The 14,514-nt window shown below is 58.8% G+C and carries 12 protein-coding genes; 1 reads left to right on the top strand and 11 read right to left on the bottom strand.

The window, feature by feature from the left end:
* Positions 1–69: 69 nt before the first annotated feature.
* The 8 genes from CRD20_RS04245 to clpB form a co-directional block, all read right to left on the bottom strand.
* Positions 70–741: an RNA methyltransferase gene (locus CRD20_RS04245; protein ID WP_038626765.1), complete on the bottom strand. Its 672-nt coding sequence runs from the start codon at positions 739–741 to the stop codon at positions 70–72.
* Positions 728–1,573: a lysoplasmalogenase gene (locus CRD20_RS04250; RefSeq protein ID WP_016421548.1), complete on the bottom strand. Its 846-nt coding sequence runs from the start codon at positions 1,571–1,573 to the stop codon at positions 728–730. The genes CRD20_RS04245 and CRD20_RS04250 overlap by 14 nt, the downstream gene beginning before the upstream one ends.
* A 98-nt stretch (positions 1,574–1,671) precedes the next feature.
* Positions 1,672–2,232 carry an orotate phosphoribosyltransferase gene (pyrE, locus tag CRD20_RS04255; RefSeq protein ID WP_049169851.1) on the bottom strand — a complete coding sequence of 187 codons (561 nt, stop codon included), beginning with the start codon at positions 2,230–2,232 and terminating at the stop codon, positions 1,672–1,674.
* A 51-nt stretch (positions 2,233–2,283) separates the two neighbouring features.
* Positions 2,284–4,314, bottom strand: a complete 2,031-nt coding sequence (locus CRD20_RS04260) for a hypothetical protein (protein WP_070549989.1) — start codon at positions 4,312–4,314, stop codon at positions 2,284–2,286.
* Between the two features lie 188 nt (positions 4,315–4,502).
* On the bottom strand, positions 4,503–5,333 hold the full coding sequence (locus tag CRD20_RS04265; RefSeq protein ID WP_049169848.1) for a sulfurtransferase: 831 nt from the start codon (positions 5,331–5,333) through the stop codon (positions 4,503–4,505).
* Between the two features lie 260 nt (positions 5,334–5,593).
* Positions 5,594–7,132, bottom strand: coding sequence for an HNH endonuclease signature motif containing protein (locus CRD20_RS04270; RefSeq protein ID WP_187404891.1), 1,539 nt, complete (start codon positions 7,130–7,132; stop codon positions 5,594–5,596).
* 267 nt (positions 7,133–7,399) lie between these two features.
* Positions 7,400–8,047: a GNAT family N-acetyltransferase gene (locus tag CRD20_RS04275; protein ID WP_187404892.1), complete on the bottom strand. Its 648-nt coding sequence runs from the start codon at positions 8,045–8,047 to the stop codon at positions 7,400–7,402.
* 186 nt (positions 8,048–8,233) lie between these two features.
* Positions 8,234–10,813, bottom strand: coding sequence for an ATP-dependent chaperone ClpB (clpB, locus tag CRD20_RS04280; protein WP_187404893.1), 2,580 nt, complete (start codon positions 10,811–10,813; stop codon positions 8,234–8,236).
* A 359-nt stretch (positions 10,814–11,172) separates the two neighbouring features.
* Here clpB and CRD20_RS04285 point away from each other — a divergent pair, with 359 nt between their 5' ends.
* Positions 11,173–12,060 (top strand): fructose bisphosphate aldolase, encoded by an 888-nt coding sequence (locus CRD20_RS04285; RefSeq protein ID WP_048734469.1) that lies wholly within the window; start codon positions 11,173–11,175, stop codon positions 12,058–12,060.
* A 131-nt stretch (positions 12,061–12,191) separates the two neighbouring features.
* On the opposite strand, the gene CRD20_RS04290 is transcribed toward CRD20_RS04285, so the two are convergent.
* From CRD20_RS04290 to CRD20_RS04300, 3 genes are all read right to left on the bottom strand, one after another.
* The gene (locus tag CRD20_RS04290; RefSeq protein WP_187404894.1) at positions 12,192–12,830 is read right to left on the bottom strand and encodes a DedA family protein; all 639 of its coding nucleotides are present in this window, start codon (positions 12,828–12,830) and stop codon (positions 12,192–12,194) included.
* A gap of 83 nt (positions 12,831–12,913) precedes the next feature.
* Positions 12,914–13,531, bottom strand: a complete 618-nt coding sequence (locus tag CRD20_RS04295; RefSeq protein ID WP_016421558.1) for a trimeric intracellular cation channel family protein — start codon at positions 13,529–13,531, stop codon at positions 12,914–12,916.
* Between the two features lie 99 nt (positions 13,532–13,630).
* The gene (locus CRD20_RS04300; protein ID WP_049193760.1) at positions 13,631–14,479 is read right to left on the bottom strand and encodes a carbon-nitrogen hydrolase family protein; all 849 of its coding nucleotides are present in this window, start codon (positions 14,477–14,479) and stop codon (positions 13,631–13,633) included.
* Between the last annotated feature and the right edge of the window lie 35 nt (positions 14,480–14,514).

Genomic DNA, 14,514 nt, shown 5'->3' on the forward strand with positions numbered 1-14,514 from the left:
TGGCTCTCCTTAAAACGGCTGTGAAACAGCTCTAAAACAGCCTTCGAAATAAAACACCTAAGCAGACAATTACCAGGCCGCGGTGATATCTGCATGAGTACGAATCCAAGAGTGCATGGCAATACCCGCCGCTACCCCCGCATTTATCGAACGCGTCGAGCCAAATTGGGCAATCGACACCGTCAAATCCGCCGCCTGCTGTGCTTCTTCAGTCACTCCCGGCCCCTCCTGGCCGAAGAGCAAAAGACAACGCTCGGGCAACTCAACGGTTTCGATGGGTACGGAGCCCGGCACATTGTCCACGGCCACGACAGCCAAATCATGCTCGCGCGCCCAGCTAATGACCTCCGACACCGTCTCGTGGTGCAGCAAGTGCTGGTAGCGGTCAGTCACCATCGCGCCGCGACGATTCCAACGCTTGCGCCCCACGATGTGCACGGCCTCCACCAGGAAGGCATTTGCGGTGCGTACCACGGTGCCAATGTTGGAGTCATTCTCAAAATTCTCGATGGCGATATGCAACGGATGACGACGCTTATCCAGCTCCGCGACGATAGCCTCCATCGTCCAGTAGCGGTAGGCATCGACGACATTACGTCGGTCGCCCTCATCCAGAAGCTGCTCATCGTATTCTGGGCCGGTCGGCCGGGGTTCGTTCGGGTGCTCCTGCTCCCACGGCCCCACCCCGACACGAGCCTCAAACCATTCCGTCGGCCCCTTCCCGGGCTCAGGCGCGGTCAAGAGCCAACAGCCCCTCGACCAGGAACAACTGCGCCACGGTGTAGGTGTCCATCACTGCCGCATTCAGAAGCTTGCCGACGACGCCCTCCTCCGCAAACATCTTTCGAGCCATCAGTAGCGTGTCGGAGACGAGGAACAGGTTGCCACCGTGGCCGAGGCCGTAGGCGGCATCGGCAATCGGCAGGCCGGTCTGCTCATCAGTACCGACAGCACCGGCACCCTCCAGCAGCGCCGGGTCATCGGCCAGTGCGGAGGTCACAGCCAGCAGCGGACCGTAGCCAACAGCAGCGGGCAGCGCCTCGGGCTTTACAGCACCGACCAGCGGTACCGAACCAGCCCACAGTGGGAAACGAATGGCAGCACGCAGCGCGCTAATCCGAGCTCCGGCACGCCACAGCAGCACGTGGTAGGCAACCTGGTTAACTGCGAACGGCACAGAACCGCGGTTCAGGTTCGGCTTATTCGGCATGAGAATCAAGTCGCCCAGCCAACCGCCGGCGAGGCCGATGAGCAGGGTGGTCGTCGTAAAGCGAGACGTCTCGTGGCGACGGCGCCAAACATTGGCCGCCAACAGTGGCATGAGGACAGTCTTGGAAACTCGACGTGGAGTCTCCCAGCCGAAGGCACTGGAGACAACGTTGACCGCACTGGCGGCGATATAGCCGGCACGTTCTGGGGCACGGCGGGTGTCGGAGCTTGCGCTGGCGATACCGACGAGTGCGCCGAGGCCCTCGCCCGTGCGACGCACAAACATGTCAGCGACGGTTTCCTTGGTGCCGGGAAGTTTGGTCGTGGTGAGCTTGGACAGGAGTCCTGCGCGCTTGGTGGTCATGGGGATGTTCCTCTTTCGTGGGACTGCGTTGGGGCGGTGAGCTGGGTGAGGCTCGGCGAGCAGGGTGAGGCTCGGCGATAGCTCTAGCGCTCAGATTCTTAGGCCAGACCCAAGTCATCCAAACCGAGCAGGTAACGGTAGTCCAGGCCTTCAGCCTTGATGACCTCGTCGGCGCCCGTCGCGCGGTCAACCACCGTGGCGACACCGACAACCTCAGCACCGGCCTCACGTAGTGCAGCGACGGCAGTCAGCGGCGAGTTGCCCGTGGTGGTGGTGTCCTCCACAACCAGGACCTTCTTGCCTACAATGTCCGGTCCCTCGATGCGGCGCTGCATGCCGTGCTTCTTGGCTTCCTTACGCACCACAAAGGCATCAATTGGACGCCCTTCGGCGTGCATGACAGAGGTAGCCACCGGATCCGCGCCAAGCGTCAGACCACCGACGTGCGCGTAGTCCCAGTCTCCAGTGAGCTCTCGTAGCAGAGAACCAATCAGACGCGAGGCCTCATGATGTAGAGTGGCGCGGCGCAGGTCAACGTAGTAATCAGCCTCACGTCCAGACGACAGCGTGACCTTGCCATGAACAACCGCCAGCTCCTTGACCAGCTCGGCCAAACGCTGCAGCTTCTCCTGATTGACATTGCTCGTGTGGATGCTCATCTGAGGTTGTCTCCTAAATAAACGACTGTGTGCTCAAGGATATGTCTGGTTCTACTCGTCCGCGGAATCAGGGGTTACGCCCTTGTCCTCGGACATAGATTCGGTGGGGTCGTCGCTGCTGTCGAGGTCTGGGGCGGCGTCGGTAAAAATACTGGCGGGCTTCACATTTGATCGCACCACACGCCCCTGGCTCGAGCGCATCCGGCTATGTTCGGGGTCCTCCCCAAGCGCAGGAATCTGCTGGCCAGAATCTCCAATGTCCTCCGACTCGCCAACGTTTGCACCCATCTTTCGTGCCGTCGACCGCGAAGGCAGCGCCGTCGGATCCAGCGGTATATCCCGCGTAGGGCGCCACGACGAACCGTCAATCGCCTGCACCACCGTGGGTTGTGCATTGCTTTGCGACGGCCACTGCGAATCATCCGTGGTTGCATCCGCGGTAGCAGCGGACGAGGACGAAGGAGAATCTGCGTAAACAATTTCCTCAACGTCCAGCGGCTCTTCACCCTTGCTATTCTGCGCGCTGTGACTCTGGGCATGCCCGTTCTGTGAGCTGTGATCCTGCGATTCGTGGTTAGCAGAACCGTTGCGACGCTGATCTGGTACCGCGTGCAAGTGCCCACGCCCGGTTCCATCCGAAATCAAGGAACCAGAGTCAACGGACTGCTCGGTGAGCTGCAAACGAGTGGGATCCCACTGATTAGTGTCCGGAGCGACGGTTTCGCCTTCCGCCGGTGGCAACCTGCGCGCAATGTCGGAGAAGTCCGACAGCGATGCCAGTGCACCGTCCCAGTCCTCTGGCACTGAATTATCAATCAGCTGAGCCAAGGACCAGGAGTTTTCGGACCACATGCGGGTAATGGCCGGGTGTACGTCGGCAAGCATGCGGGTTGCACGGTCGTCGAAGATGCGATGAATGAGCTCTGGGTCGGTAGCTGCGACTACCAGGCCGGCTTCGGTAGCTACGTGAGGCAGCGTCGTGCCGCCGCTGCGGCGCAACTCGAAAACCTCATCGCTGGATACAGAGCGGCGGATGGCGATGGTGGTGATGCCGCCGACATCGGCGAGGTGCATTTCCCGGCCAAAGGCGAAACCGGAGACCACGGCCTTGGCATCGCCGTCCGGCGTACGCTGCCAGTACGACGGCAGCTCATGGTCCACACGGTTATAGACAGAATTACGTTCCTGCGCCCAGGCTTTCCGCAAGTGACGCACACGGCGACCGCTGATACGTCGACGGATAGGGGCCACTGATTGCTGCTGAGCGCGCTGCGGTTGCGCGGGCTGGGTGGACACAGTGGGCGGGGTGGCCTGGGTGGCCTGGGTGCGCGCCGCACGATCGGATGATTGCGGCACTTCGTCAGTCTCGGCATTTTCGCCGGGCACAGCCTCGAATTCTGCACCGTCAACAGTTCCAATGCGAGCGTCAGGAGCAGTGGTGCTGTTGGCATCTATGGCACTGGTGTTGTCCACTAAACCTGTCTCGGGCTCATCCGTGGTATCGGTATCTTCAGCAGTCACCGACTCGGCTGGCTCCATGCCAGGCCCTGCTCCAGATTCTGTGCCAGACTCCGCGCCGCTTCGGAGAGTCACGTCCGTTCCCGCATTCAGATCAGCTGCTGCTTCCGATGTTTCGGCAGCACCCGCGTCTTCTGTTGCTTCGGGCATTTCAGCAGTGGCCGCCGGCTCGATTCCCGAGACAGATTCAGGCTCCGTCGGTGTCTTTTCTACAGCTGAAGTCCCCAGTTCTGTCGTCGAAACCTCAGTTTCAGAATCAACTTCAGCGGCGCTATCAGTCTCAGCGGCAACCTCAGAGTCAGCGTCAGCTGCGACATTCGGTCTCGCCACAGAAGTTGTCTCGGGGCTGCCTTGCTCCGAAGAATCCGACTGTTCGGACACAACATCTTCTGCCGCCACACCGGTTACTTCGCCGGTGGAGTCCGAGGGCTCGTCGTAAAGCGATGGCGATGACGGAGACGCCACAGCAGTCTCACTTGTGCTGCGACGGCGGCGGTCGACAACGAACAGCGCGACTGCGGCGATGATGAGAATCGCTGCGAGGGTGAATACTAGGGGAATCATTAATCTCCTAGCTTAAGCCAGAAGCCGTTCTATTTGGTCAGCGACAAGATGCCGTCCCCCGTCTGGCGCAATGCCAATGCCCGAGGAGAGAGCGTACGGGACTCTCTAGGACGGTAAAGGGCGAGGGGCAAAAGCCACATGGACGGCACATCTGGGGCCCTGGGGCGGTCGCCCTGGCCCGGGCCCGCTTAGAAGCGGACGATAGGCAGGCTCGGATTGCCAGCCCACTGGGACCAGCCACCGACATACAGAGAGGCGCCCGTGATGCCCGCTTCTTCCATAGCCTGAATGAACAGCGAGGAATGAAGACCGGAACCGGAGTAGACCGCTACATTGCGACCGTCTTCGATACCGACGGAGGCAAAGCGCTCACGGAGCTGCTCAACAGGCAGGAAGGAGCCGTCGGCATTTTGCAGACTGCGAGCCGCCAGGTTCACGGCACCCGGGATGTGACCCGCCTGCAGATCGACGCGCTCACTACGACCTTCAAAACGGCTGGGCTCACGCGCATCCACCAAAATTCCACGCTCAGACCAGGTGCGTACGTCATCGAGGCTGGCAACAGGCATATTGCCTTCACTCACCGCAATCGTTCCAGGCCGCGGCAGATTTCCGGGCCCGAAGGCAGTCTCGTTTCCATCTGCTTCCCAAGCAGCTAACCCACCGGTGAGGACACGCACATTCTCCAAACCTGCCCAGCGCAGAATCCACCAAGCGCGTGACGCGAACAGTCCATCGCCCGCGTCGTAGACGATCACCAGATGCTCCGAGCGGACTCCCCATCGACGGACGGCATCGCGCACACGCTCGATATCCGGCAACGGGTTGCGACCAGCTTCTCGGCTTGGAACACCTGCTAGGTCCAACTCGGGATCACAGAACACGGCCAGTGGGATGTGAGCCGTGGCGTAGGAGTCATATGGTTTTTTAGCACGCGACCAGCGTGCGTCAACGACGACGATACGACCGCCGCCGGCAATCTTGTCACGAAGCTCTTGTACCGAGATGGATGTTGTCATAATTCCGGATTCTAAATCGATTGACTTGGTAGCGCGATATGTACGTTATTAAAACTAGGAGCTTGGGAGGGTACCTGAACATGCTGTCCACCTGGCCGTTTTCACCTCATGCACAGGACATGGAATCGGCCGTGCCACCGCAGAAAAACTGCTGCACTATGCCGCCAGCGTCGGCCTCCTTTCCCAACCGCTTCATTAACGCAAAGCTGACTACGAAACGGAAGATCAACCTCTAAGCCAGGCCCCGCCTCCCAATCCGACTACCCACCGGGATCCTGTCCCGTCCCACCATTGCCATCCGCTGTGTCCCTCGTCCGTTTCTCTCGCGCTTTACGACGTAACCAGCGTCCCGGGCTATCGAATGCATCGGGATCCTCATTGGATTCCGCTTTCCGATTTCCTTCCTCGTCTTTCGGGGGCACCCAGACCACACGATCAGTAGAGGCCGGCTCGCACTCCCCGATAACCTCGTCCCCTTCGTCAGTTCCTAGAATCTCCGGTACCTCATCCGGCCGGAGCGTCCACCAAGCATTTTCATCACATCGAGCATCATCGATCTTTCGATGCGTACCCGGATCCACCAAAGTGAGATTATTCAGGTCAGTGCCGCCACCGGATGCCCACGACTGCACATGGTGAACATCGCACACAGCTCCCGGAGTGCCCATGCCCGGCGCGGAGGAACCTCCTTCCTCTCCAAGAAGGGCCAGATACTGCGGCAAAGTCCCCAGCCTGCGGGATCGACCAAAGTACAAGGTCTGCCCCTCATTCCCCAATACTTGGAGGAACGAATTTCTATCGACCATCTGTTGCACGGCCTGACTAATGGAAATTCGCACTCCCGCGTCTGAGACCGCTTTACCCGATCCAGGAAGTACAAAATCTTCCCCCTCAGGCAGGGAGACTCCAGCTAACGCTGCCACATCTGCGATATGCGCGACGGTGACCACCGATGTCGTCCCCCGCGCCGGCTGAAGCTCACCACCTGGTTGAAAGCCCCCATTCACCGCCGCTTCCACGGCATCATGGAAACGCTGCTCCGGATTCCGCTGGTCATCGGCGCCTTCTTCGAGTAACCCACCAGGCCGCGCATGATCTGCCTGCAGCCTTTTGAGCACCGCCGCAAACGAAGGCGTAACCACACCGCTCAACCGGCTCATGCCGTCCGGCCCCTGAGCACCGATTTTTAGACTTCGTTTCCGAGCGCGGTCCTCATCCGTATACGGGTCATCAACCCCCAACATCGCCCGCAGGCGGTTCGGCAATTTATTGAGATCATCAACACGGATTTTGTCCACTAAATCTGAAATGTGCTTGTCCAGCAGCCTAGACAGCTGTGCATGCTCCGTTGCCGGCAGCTCCCGAACGGCTTTGTCAATCTTCGCAACAGCATCCGCACCGACAACACCTTCCTCAACTTTCTGACGAAGGTTCGGCATTCGCACATCCTCATTCGCCGGAGCAAACGGATCAACATTCCTACTCAGACGTCCGACGACATTGATACGCTGCCTCGCTTCTGCTCGCGAGATTCGCATCTCCTGCGCTAGCCACGCGATCCTTCGGTGCTCCGCGCTGGGCATCCGCCCCTTCATAGTCTCCACATAAGTCGCATCAATTACTGCGAGTCGTTTTCGCGCTTTCTCAATCGACTTATATGCATCGTGCGCATGATCCGGTGCAAGTACTTCGAAGTTCTCCACGATGACTGTCGACAGAGCTTCAAACTGCGCAACCGCATCTAAAACCTGCGATGTCGAAAGCGGTCCACCGCCGTTTGACGCCGATGGTGTAGACATTTCCCCACCCCTTTTAAAACGCTAGCAATCCGAATCCCCAAATGGACTAACTAATTTCCCTCCCCCACATTATCGCACACCCATTCGACACACCACAACCCCCTAAGTCAACTTTTTCGAACCTTTTTCCGAAACGCTGCCTCGCTTCCAGCGCCTAAACACCCCACCATCCGCCCTGAAAACCCCACCAACTCGCGCAGTCCCTCACCACCCGCGCAGCCCCCCACCAACCCGCGCAGCCCCCACCAAAAACTGCACGCCGAAAACCTAAAACCGCACCACCATCACATCATGGTCCGGGAAGCTCGAGCGCCCCACTAGCTCAAATCCCGCCTTCACATAGGCTTTCGCCGCCCGCGGGTTGGCATCATGGACAGCCAGACTAACCCCCGGGTACCCCAGCTCACGCGCATACTCAAGGAGTCCTGCAATCATCGGCTGCGACAGCCTGCGCCCAACAACACCCGGACGCAGCGCAATCGCTACCTCAGGAATCCGATTTTCCACAAACCCGTACCCCGGATCGTCCTGCGTAAACGTACGCAGCCAGGCCGCCCCCACCGGCACTTCATAGCTCTCGTGCTCTTCGCTTGACGACGAATCCCCGCGCTCCAACCATTCCGTCTTAATGGCGGCCGCACTGTAGGTAGCCTCGCGAGAAACCCTCGGTTCAAATGGGTCAGTGCGGGTCATGTCGCTACTGAGCGACTCGAGGTCAGCGTCGTCAAGCGAAGTGGCGAAAAGGATAACCCCGCCCTGACTCGCGTCCCACTGGTCGACGTATTGACGCCTCGTGACCACATAATCTTCCGGCAGTGGCTGACTTTCATCTCCGAATGTTTCCGTTAGTTCGTCCATCCAGGCAATGAAGGGGATGTCGGAGTCTGTCGCTGGTCGCCACTGAAAGTTAGTCATATTTGCGCACTATACCGGCGCACTCCAGACTGACCGGAATGCAACAAGCCCACACGGTCGGTCACAAGACACATAAACCCGGACAATAAAGGCACAAAAAAGGGGCGGTTCAGGAGAAAACTCTCCCAAACCGCCCCAACAAACAGACAGCCTGCTCAGCAGTTATCGCCCTGAGTATCAGGCGCCCTAGACTCGGGCTACACCATCCTCGTCATAGCCGACAACCTTCAGCGACTCGCCATCGTCAGCAACCGTGACCTCTACGCGGTCACCATCGCGAACATCACCGGCGAGCAGTCGACGTGCCAGCTCATCGCCGATTGCCTTCTGCACCAGACGACGCAACGGACGGGCGCCGTAGGCCGGGTCGTAGCCGCGCTCCGACAGCCAATCCAGTGCCTCATCGGAGACATCCAGCACCAGACGACGTGCCTCCAGGCGTTCTGCCAGGTTGCGAACCTGAATGTCCACAATGCCGCGCAGCTGCTCGGAGGTCAGCGGATCGAAGATCACTACATCGTCGAGACGGTTGATGAACTCCGGCTTGAAGGCCATCTTGACCGCATCCATGATCTGCTCATGCGTACCACCAGCACCGAGGTTGGAGGTCAGAATCAGAATCGTGTTTCGGAAGTCCACGGTTCGGCCCTGACCATCGGTCAGGCGCCCCTCATCGAGCACCTGCAGGAGCACATCGAACACGTCCGGGTGAGCCTTCTCGACCTCGTCGAAAAGCACGACGGTGTACGGACGGCGACGAACAGCCTCGGTGAGCTGACCGCCAGCGTCGTAGCCGACGTATCCGGGAGGAGCACCAATCAGACGAGCGACAGAGTGCTTCTCGCCGTACTCGGACATATCGATGCGCACCATCGCACGCTCATCGTCGAAGAGGAACTCCGCCAGCGCCTTGGCCAGCTCTGTCTTACCAACGCCAGTTGGACCGAGGAACAGGAAGGAACCAGTCGGACGGTTCGGATCGGCAACACCCGCACGCGAACGGCGGACGGCATCGGAGACAGCCTCCACAGCGGCATTCTGACCAACAACGCGACGGCCGAGGTTGAGCTCCATTTCGAGCAGCTTCTCGGTCTCACCCTGCATCATCTTGCCAGCCGGGATACCCGTCCAGGCGGAGACAACCTCAGCGACTTCCTGAGGCGTGACCTCCTCCTTGAGCATGGAGTTTTCCTCTGCGTCAGCGACCGATTCCTCGGCGGCCTCCAGCTTCTTCTCCAACTCAGGGATGCGTCCGTAACGCAGCTCTGCGACGCGCCCGTAGTCACCTTCGCGCTCAGCCTTTTCGGACTCAGTGCGCAGGGCATCGAGCTCTTCGCGGACGGAGCGGACATCATCAATCGAGGACTTCTCGTTCTGCCAGCGAGTCTTCAGAGCGTTGAGCTTCTCGCGCTCATCTGCAAGTTCCTCACGGAGCTTGTCCAGGCGTTCCTTCGACGCGATGTCAGTTTCCTTCTCCAGGGCCATTTCCTCGATTTCGAGGCGGCGCACGATGCGTTCCGCGGAGTCGATTTCCTCCGGCGAGGAGTCAATCTCCATACGCAGACGCGATGCGGCCTCATCAACCAGGTCGATAGCCTTATCCGGCAGGAAGCGGGATGTGATGTAGCGGTCCGACAGCGTTGCTGCAGCCACCAGCGCGGAGTCCTGGATGCGAACACCGTGGTGGACCTCGTAGCGCTCCTTCAGACCACGCAGAATACCAATGGCGTCCTCAACGCTCGGCTCACCGACAAAGACCTGCTGGAAACGACGCTCCAGCGCAGCATCCTTCTCGATGTACTTGCGGTACTCATCCAGGGTCGTCGCACCGACCAGCCGCAGCTCACCACGAGCCAGCATCGGTTTAATCATATTGCCCGCATCCATCGAGCTATCACCCGTGGCGCCAGCGCCAACGATGGTGTGAATCTCATCGATGAAGGTAATAATCTGACCGTCGGATTCCTTAATCTCGTCCAGAACCGCCTTCAGGCGCTCCTCGAACTCACCGCGGTACTTCGCACCGGCGACCATAGAGCCCAGATCCAGGCTCATCAGCGTCTTGCCCTTCAGAGATTCCGGCACGTCACCTGCAACAATCCGTCGTGCCAGCCCCTCTACAATGGCCGTCTTACCAACGCCCGGCTCACCAATGAGCACCGGATTGTTCTTGGTACGACGACTCAAGACCTGTACCACGCGACGAATCTCCGCATCGCGGCCAATAACTGGGTCAATCTTGCCCTCACGTGCCCGCGCGGTTAAGTCCGTCGCATACTTTTCCAGAGCCTGGTACTGCTCTTCTGGATTCTCCGTTGTTACCTTCCTCGATCCACGCACACTAGTCAGCGCGCCCTTTAACGCCTCGGCAGTAGCACCCGCCGACTGTAGCACAGTTGCCGCCTCCGACTGGCCAGTTGCTACACCGATAAGCAGAATTTCCGTGGAAACGTACTCGTCTCCCAGCTCCCCCGCCAGCTCCTCGGCGGCGTTCAGAGCATTAACGGCGTCCCTATTAAACTGTGGGTTCGCCATATTCGCCCCGCTTGCCGACGGGTACCCCGCGACCAACTCCTTAGCGCGGGTCAAAACCCCGGAAGGATTAACGCCCGCTGCTTCAAGCAGTGGAGCCGCAATACCCTCCTTTTGCTCCAGCAGTGCTACCAGAATGTGCCCAGGCCGGATATCCGGGTTACCCGCGTTGGTCGCGGCCTTCATAGCTTCCTGGAGAACTTCTCCAGTCTTAGTTGTTGGTGTAAAACTCATAACTTGCGCCCCTTTGACTCAACTTTGTCATTCACTACCCATAACGCACTCAGCCTTGAGTCTGTTCCACTCAACTTCAAATTTTTCAATTTCCGACTGTGATTCACACCACATCTATAGCAAAAAGGATTGAGCTCGGCAGCGTCGTTAAGCGTAGTAGCGCGCCGGAAAGCACTAGAAAACGTTGGAAAGCTCGAGAAACCACGTGCGAACACACTCCGACACACCGCCCGACGTCCTCACCAGCACACTCCCGCCGGATTCAACTTCCCCCATGTGAGTGATGGGTGGACAGCGCACTCATACTGTTTTGGTTACCCTGGTAGGTGACATTCCTTCATTCTCACGAAAGGACTCGAATGAACATCGAGCAGGCACGTCAGATGACTGAGGGCAAGGGCTTCATCGCCGCTCTCGACCAGTCCGGTGGATCTACCCCGAAGGCTCTGCGCCTGTACGGCATCAACGAGGATCAGTACTCGAACGAAGATGAAATGTTCGACCTGGTTCACCAGATGCGTACCCGCATCATCACTTCCCCGTCCTTCAACTCTGAGCAGATTATTGGCGCGATTCTCTTCGAGCAGACCATGGATCGCGACATTGAGGGAATCCCGACCGCTCAGTACCTGTGGGAAAAGAAGGGCATCGTCCCGTTCCTGAAGACTGACAAGGGCCTGGCAGACAAGGAAAACGGCGTTCAGCTTATGAAGCCGTGCCCGGGCCTGGATGAGCTGCTGGAGCGCGCTGTCGCTAAGGGCATCTTCGGTACCAAGATGCGTTCCTTCATTGCTGAGGCAAACGAAGAGGGCATCAAGGCCAACATTGCCCAGCAGTTCGAGTTCGGCAAGCAGGTTCTGTCCCACGGTCTGGTTCCGATCCTGGAGCCGGAGGTCGACATCAACGCTGCTGACAAGGCAGAGGCTGAGGACATCGTCCTGCGCGAGCTGCTCGCTGGCCTGGATGACCTGGCTGATGACCAGAAGGTCATGATCAAGGTTTCCATCCCGACCAAGGATGACCTGTACAAGCCGCTGATTGAGCACCCGAAGGTCATGCGCGTTGTCGCCCTGTCCGGTGGCTACGAGCGCGAGGACGCCAACGAGCGCCTGTCCCGCAACCACGGCATGATTGCTTCCTTCTCCCGTGCACTGTCTGAGGGCCTGTCCGCTCAGCAGTCCGACGAAGATTTCAACGCAACTATGGCTGAGTCCGTCAAGGGCATCTACGAGGCTTCGATTTCCTAATCGTCCGCGCTGTGCATCTGCGCTTGTGCGCACCTCTAGATAGTCGCTAGCGCAACTAAAAACTCCCGCACCAGGTTTTCTTGGTGCGGGAGTTTTTCTGTCGGCGCCTCTGCCCTTACGACAGCACCGTCCTACACCGAGCGCTTCGCAACAGCTGCTTTACGACGCGCATTCACACCACCAATGACAACCGGTAGCACGGAAATTGCAATGACCAGCAACATGATCTTGTCGATGGAACTGGTGATTCCCGGAATGTTGCCCAGCAGCACACCAACAGCGACCATACTGGCGACCCAGCCAATCGCACCGGTGACATTCCAGCCGATGAACTTTCCGTAGGGCATATTCGCAGTGCCCGCAGCCAGCGGAACGTAGGTGCGCACAATGGGAACAAATCGCCCCAGCACCAACGACAGTGGTCCGTACTTGGCAAAGAACTTCTCGGCCGCTTCCAGCCGATTAGTTCGGAGCACCTTGGCATTGTCGCTGAACAGTTTGCGGCCGAAGGAGTGGCCTAAGAAGTAACCGACTTGATCACCCAGCACCGCGGCAATAATACCGATAACCAGCACCTGCCAGGTGTGGACATCTAGCTCTGACCTTAAGACGGCAGCAGTGACCAACAGCGAGTCACCGGGCAGAAAAGGAAAGAGCACACCGGACTCAATAAAGATGATGAGTCCAAGCCCCGCAAGCACCCAAGGGCCAAACCCCTGGAGTAGAGCTTCGGGGTCTCCGATACCGGAGAGGAATCCAGAAAAACCCATAACGGCAATCTTTTCAGCAACAACTATCGATTCTGCTGAGCTAATTAGAGTATTTTGCTGAGAGTTTTTCTGGGTACTGTGTTTTAATCGCGCCCCTGATAGTCAAATACCGGCAGCGACCAGCCACGCCAAAGCGCCGCTAGTCGAATGAACAGTGCGGACAGCACCGCACAGATGATGTTGATGTTCTCGTGCAGGCCAACCATGTCGAGCACGTAGTAAAGCGTCGCCGCGACGACTGCGATGGAGGCATAGAGCTCCTTTTGAAACACCAGCGGGACGCGGTCACACATCAGGTCGCGGAGCACACCTCCAAACGCACCGGTAAGAACGGCGCCGACAATAGCGATGATGACGCCGTGCCCCATTTCCATGGCCACGCGGGCACCAATGATGGAAAACGCCGACAAACCGATTGCGTCAGCGACCAAGAACACGACCCGGAAGTGCTTCATCAGGAAGTCGGCCAACAGCACCGTGATCAGTGCTGCACCGACAATAACCAGCAAATATTGTGGGCTTGCAACCCACACCAACGGATAGTGACCGAGAATGACATCGCGCAGGGTACCGCCGCCGATAGCAGTCATGCACGCAATTGTTGAAACTCCAAAGAGATCCATGCGCATTCGACCGGCCGCTAGTGCGCCGGTGACGCCTTCAGCCGTAATTCCGATGACCCAGAGGATGTGGAGCAGCATGATAAGAAATATAAAGGACTTCGCCCGAATCGGTAGAACTATAGGCTAATATCCCGCAATCTTCGCCCCCTCGGCTCGGCCCGCTTCATTGCTTCCCGGCTAGCCCTGATCGCGAATCTCCAGCACCGGAATCGAGCGACGAATCCGCTCCACCTCCGCTATATCCACATCGGCCACAAGCAACTGCGGGTCGTAGCCCGCCGAGGCAATAACTCCGCCGTCCGCATTGACCAACATGGAGTGCCCCGCGCCGGTCGGCCCCTCATCTTTCCCCGCGGCCTTCGCCCCACCAGGCCGGGCTGCATCGACTGCCGCAATCACACAAGTGCTATCCAGTGCGCGTGCCGACACCAGCGTCTGCCACTGCCTTACCTTGCCCGGGCCGTCATTCCACGATGCAGGCAGCGCGATGACCTCTGCGCCCAGGTTGGCCAGTTGAATGAATTGCTCCGGGAACCGGATGTCAAAGCATGTCGCAAGACCGAGGGCGACCGACGATCCGTCGGCAAGCGGGACATCACAGACCACGTGCGCGTTGCCCGGCGCGACAGTATCCGATTCGCGAAACCCAAAAGCGTCGAAGAGGTGGAGTTTGTCGTAGAACTCGACACCGGGGCCGTCCTCATCACGCCAAGCCAGAAGCAACGAATTGAAGACGCGGTGCATCGTCTTACCGTCGCGCTCCACTTCATCTGCCGGCCGGAACATGCCGACCACCACGCTGATTCCGGCATCGTGAGCGGCCTGCGAGACCTCCGCTACGAACCTATCGCTGCTGGACTCCGCCACGACATCCAGGCGACCGGAATTGAACGCCTTCATCGTGGCCTCGGGGAAAACCACCAAATCGGCGTTGTCCTGTGCTGCCCGCGCGATAGTCACCTTCACCGCGTCCAGATTCTCTTCAACCGACGCTGACAATTCCAACTGAGCCAGTGCAATACGCATGCCTAAATGCTACCGACTACCCCGGATTGACCGCC

Origin of the sequence: Corynebacterium sp. LK33 (genome assembly GCF_014334955.1) — a bacterium.
Classification (GTDB): Bacteria; Actinomycetota; Actinomycetes; order Mycobacteriales; family Mycobacteriaceae; genus Corynebacterium; species Corynebacterium jeikeium_D.

What these genes read in the sequence shown, in the direction of transcription:
- CRD20_RS04250 (WP_016421548.1), bottom strand. Translation starts at nt 1,573, where the DNA reads ATGACCACCAAGCGCGCAGGACTCCTGTCCAAGCTCACCACGACCAAA.
- pyrE (WP_049169851.1), bottom strand. Translation starts at nt 2,232, where the DNA reads ATGAGCATCCACACGAGCAATGTCAATCAGGAGAAGCTGCAGCGTTTG.
- CRD20_RS04260 (WP_070549989.1), bottom strand. Translation starts at nt 4,314, where the DNA reads ATGATTCCCCTAGTATTCACCCTCGCAGCGATTCTCATCATCGCCGCA.
- CRD20_RS04265 (WP_049169848.1), bottom strand. Translation starts at nt 5,333, where the DNA reads ATGACAACATCCATCTCGGTACAAGAGCTTCGTGACAAGATTGCCGGC.
- CRD20_RS04270 (WP_187404891.1), bottom strand. Translation starts at nt 7,132, where the DNA reads ATGTCTACACCATCGGCGTCAAACGGCGGTGGACCGCTTTCGACATCG.
- CRD20_RS04275 (WP_187404892.1), bottom strand. Translation starts at nt 8,047, where the DNA reads ATGACTAACTTTCAGTGGCGACCAGCGACAGACTCCGACATCCCCTTC.
- clpB (WP_187404893.1), bottom strand. Translation starts at nt 10,813, where the DNA reads ATGAGTTTTACACCAACAACTAAGACTGGAGAAGTTCTCCAGGAAGCT.
- CRD20_RS04285 (WP_048734469.1), top strand. Translation starts at nt 11,173, where the DNA reads ATGAACATCGAGCAGGCACGTCAGATGACTGAGGGCAAGGGCTTCATC.
- CRD20_RS04290 (WP_187404894.1), bottom strand. Translation starts at nt 12,830, where the DNA reads ATGGGTTTTTCTGGATTCCTCTCCGGTATCGGAGACCCCGAAGCTCTA.
- CRD20_RS04295 (WP_016421558.1), bottom strand. Translation starts at nt 13,531, where the DNA reads ATGCTGCTCCACATCCTCTGGGTCATCGGAATTACGGCTGAAGGCGTC.
- CRD20_RS04300 (WP_049193760.1), bottom strand. Translation starts at nt 14,479, where the DNA reads ATGCGTATTGCACTGGCTCAGTTGGAATTGTCAGCGTCGGTTGAAGAG.